The 3,693-nt window shown below is 44.9% G+C and carries 6 protein-coding genes; 3 read left to right on the top strand and 3 right to left on the bottom strand.

Translation table 11 applies throughout. The features are described from left to right. The coding region (locus RMO35_RS11515) for a DUF3891 family protein (RefSeq protein ID WP_309741353.1) at positions 1-435 on the top strand (435 nt) is incomplete at its 5' end. 32 nt (positions 436-467) lie between these two features. Next, the gene (locus tag RMO35_RS11510) at positions 468-803 is read left to right on the top strand and encodes a hypothetical protein (protein WP_309741351.1); all 336 of its coding nucleotides are present in this window, start codon (positions 468-470) and stop codon (positions 801-803) included. Between the two features lie 280 nt (positions 804-1,083). On the opposite strand, the gene RMO35_RS11505 is transcribed toward RMO35_RS11510, so the two are convergent. From RMO35_RS11505 to RMO35_RS11495, 3 genes are all read right to left on the bottom strand, one after another. Then, positions 1,084-1,557, bottom strand: coding sequence for a DUF4385 domain-containing protein (locus RMO35_RS11505; RefSeq protein WP_396135654.1), 474 nt, complete (start codon positions 1,555-1,557; stop codon positions 1,084-1,086). Between the two features lie 146 nt (positions 1,558-1,703). Next, positions 1,704-2,225, bottom strand: coding sequence for a DUF2231 domain-containing protein (locus RMO35_RS11500; protein ID WP_309741346.1), 522 nt, complete (start codon positions 2,223-2,225; stop codon positions 1,704-1,706). A gap of 23 nt (positions 2,226-2,248) precedes the next feature. After that, on the bottom strand, positions 2,249-2,989 hold the full coding sequence (locus RMO35_RS11495) for a DUF2993 domain-containing protein (RefSeq protein WP_309741344.1): 741 nt from the start codon (positions 2,987-2,989) through the stop codon (positions 2,249-2,251). Between the two features lie 190 nt (positions 2,990-3,179). Here RMO35_RS11495 and RMO35_RS11490 point away from each other — a divergent pair. Continuing rightward, positions 3,180-3,693 (top strand): SDR family NAD(P)-dependent oxidoreductase (locus RMO35_RS11490; RefSeq protein WP_309741342.1); only part of this gene is annotated, 514 nt, incomplete at its 3' end.

Below are 3,693 nucleotides of genomic sequence, written 5' to 3'. Positions count from 1 at the left end.
GTATCCATGCACATGAGCTTTCTAAATGAGGGACGGCGCGGCAAGCTCCCCGAACTCGATGAGTTTTTGGACAAACAAATCGAGCTACAAACTACCTGGCGCAAAGGCTTGAAGCTCAAAAAAGCTGATGTCCAGAAAGCCTATGACAAGATGCAGTGTTGCGATCGATTGTCGTTGATTTTGTGTCAGCGCCAGATCCCTGACGGTCAAAGATGGCTGGAAATCGCTACCGGGCCGAGTGGCGATCGACATGACATCTTAGAGCGTGAAGATGGGACGCTGAGTGTCCAGCCGTGGCCGTTTACCAGCTCAGAATTTACGCTGCGAATCGATGCTACTTATCCCAAGCAGATGAAATTTGCCAGTAACCAGGAATTGGTAGATGTCCTCCAAACAGCACCGATTAAATCGCTGGAGTGGACATTTCGTAAATAATTTTTAGCAATTAACTCACACTCTTTTTAATCATGAATGAAAATACAAATTTGTTCGATCGATTATTTCGAGATAGCACTGGTGAAGTTGTCATCATGCAATCACCTAATCTACCGATTATCATCTGGATTTCGGCGACGCTGCTAAAGTTTTTCTTTAAAACAGGTCAAGTCAAAGTTGCCTTAGATATCTTAGCTTTTGTTTCGCTGCTCTACTGGTCGATCCTCGAAATTACTCAAGGTGCCGATTATTTTCGTCGCGATTTAGGGGTCATCGTCCTGATTGCCCTAATTACTTCTGTCATTATTCAATTCGGTCAGACTCCGGAGATAACTACCCGTCCACTTAAATCTACCTCGCGATCGTAGGTTAGGTTTTTGTCTTGAAAAAGTCCTTCACTTGGGGAAACCCCAAGACCGGATTTTTCGCAGGTTTTAGGCTTTAGGCTTTAGGGGATGTCTGAAAAGTCTAATTGCTGCGTTTTAATATCTAAATCCCCCAACCCCCTTAAAAAGGGGGCTTTTAAAGTCCCCCTTTTTAAGGGGGATTTAGGGGGATTTAGATCTCTGATTCACACCGAAAAGTTGTAGGTTGGGTAGAGCATTCGCTCTACCCAACCTACAGATCTGTGATGAGTTAAATCGACATTTAAGCAAACTTTTGTTCGTGTCGATCGAGCATGACAACATACTCTGGATCTGTCTTGGCTTGTTGCCACACTTCCCAAAAAATCTTGGCAGATTCTGCCTTAATTGGATCTTCCTCATTGGGGAGAATAGTTTTGGAATCCTTGAGATATTTACGTCCCGATTTGTGATTGGCGTAACGTCTCGATCGCGTGTAGCCCATTTGCAGAAACTTCCGCGCCATATCCATACCTACAAAGTCTCCCTGTTCCTTATATTTAAGAAACAGGGTATAAATTTTGCCAGCAGATTTGCGGGCGATAGCTGGTGTTTTAAATCTCCAGTATGGCAAGATTTCGCTTTTATAAGGTTCGATGAGTAAAACACCTTGTTCGCCTTTGCCGATGCGATAAAGTTCGGGATGTTGGCGAAAGTCGATATTTTTAAAGTCGAGTGTATAATCAAATTTTTTCACAGATTTTCTTTCGATCGACATCTGCTGGAATTGTGGCGAAGATCTACCCACCCCGCCCTACGTGCACCCCTGTCTTGAAAAGGTGCTGCACTTGGGGAAACCCCAAGACCGCACTTTTCGCTCCTGGGATGGGATTTTTTAGGTAAACTTTAATTATCAATTCTCAATTAAGGCTCGTAGCGACTGCTGTCGCCGATGACTGCGACTTTGTGGCGATAAATCAGTTCTGCGCCAAACCAGCCTGAGATTGCTAGTAGCGATGCCACGACGACCGAAATAATCATACCTACAGGTAAAATCGCGCCTTCAAAATTATTCCACCGTAAGATCCAGTTAACTAACGTCAGAGACATTGCGACAACGTTAGTAACCATGTGAATCCAGCCTGCACTGCGCTTTCTGACTCGATCGATCCGCAAAAAATCCAGCATTCCAGTTAGGGCGGCTAATAACCCCGAAACAAACCCCGCACCAATGAACCAGATAGCAGCACGCGCCCAAAAAGCATCGCCTGTCAGCCAATACCCGACATCAGCTCCCGCCGCACCTGAGAGAAAAGCGATCGGAAACGTTACGATTAGTGGATGGAGTGGATGCTTGGCGATCGCAACTGTACTCGGTACGCCGCTATCATGATACTCGGTAGTGTTACTTTCGATAAATGGGGGAATGCTGGGAGTTTGAGCCATGATTTTGTGCCTAGTAATAAAGTTTAAATAGTCGGAATTTGAGCGATTTGACTTTTGGCGTGAATTACCAATTTGCCCAGTTGAGCCTCTAATTGGTGGAGCTGGAGCGATACACCAGGCAGATCGAAATTGCGGAGATCGAGCAGCGCAGTAAGTTGTTCGATAATCACCATTACTAATTTGAGATTTAAACCTTCACCTTGAGCCGCTAAAATCTCTAGTGAAATGCGATTACCATCTTCATCAATTTGGGGAATGGCAGTTGCTGACATCTTTTTGACTGCGTTTTGCTCGCGGAGTAAAAAGGTTGTCGAAATTACAAATTGGTTTTCACCAGGTAAATCTAGTGATGCTTGTTGAATATCGATCGTGACTGGCTGCCCATCCAGCTCCATTTTCAAGCCACGTAATTTGCTCTGAATATATTCGCAACTAAAAGCATGATTGATATCAGCTTCTGTCAAAATAATTCGCGCTTCAGCCTCAGTTGGATGAGTGAGTTCGATATTACCAAAAACTGCTTTGAGTGGATCGATCGACACCTCATCAGTATCGATTTGAATATTTTCGACTCGCAAATCTTGCTTGACAACTACTCCCTTGCCGGAGATCTCGACAGAATCTAATTTTCCTTGGATAAAATTTACAGGATTAGTCCGAATATCGACCTCGATTTCTTCAGAGCGATCGAGCTGAGTGGCAATTCCCAGCTCTACTACTTTACTTAGTGCCCGATCGCCCAAATCGGGAGGATTTTGTGCCATGTTTTTCTGGTATAAAATTCAGTTTAGAAAACACGAAGATTGACAGAGTTTTGTGTGTATTACTTTAGTAATAGCAATAATAAATAATAATTGAATCTACCGATAGAGATAGAATGGATCTCCCTCTTGAGAGAGAAGACTCTCAGGATTGACATTGCTAGCATACTGAAGTTGCAATCATCTAACTGCCATGAAACTAAAACCGATCGAACAACAAGTTGTTGCTGTGGTTGGAGCTTCTAGTGGAATCGGTCGCGAAACTGCGCTTCAGTTTGCCAAACGCGGTGCAAAATTGGTAGTTGCGGCGCGGAGTGAATCAGGCTTGGCATCATTAGTCAAGGAAATCGAGCAATTTGGATCGGAGGCGATCGCGGTTACTGCTGATGTGGCTAAATTTAAACAGGTCAAAAGTATTGCCGACCAAACTATCGAACGCTTCGGACGGTTGGATACTTGGGTACATGCGGCAGGAACTGGAATTATTGCTCCCTTCGAGCAAGTAACTCCGGAAGAATTCAAGCGGGTCATCGATGTCAATCTGATGGGATCGGTCTATGGCGCGATGGTGGCAATGCCGCACCTGAGACAGACAGGGCGGGGCGCATTCATCGCGGTTTCGTCAGTTGAGGCGCGGCGCTCGATGCCACTGCAATCAGCCTATTCTGCATCCAAACACGGGATGGAAGGCTGGCTCGACTCATTGC

The organism is Chamaesiphon sp. OTE_20_metabat_361 (genome assembly GCF_031364565.1).
This window is presented reverse-complemented; position numbering and strand designations above follow the sequence as displayed.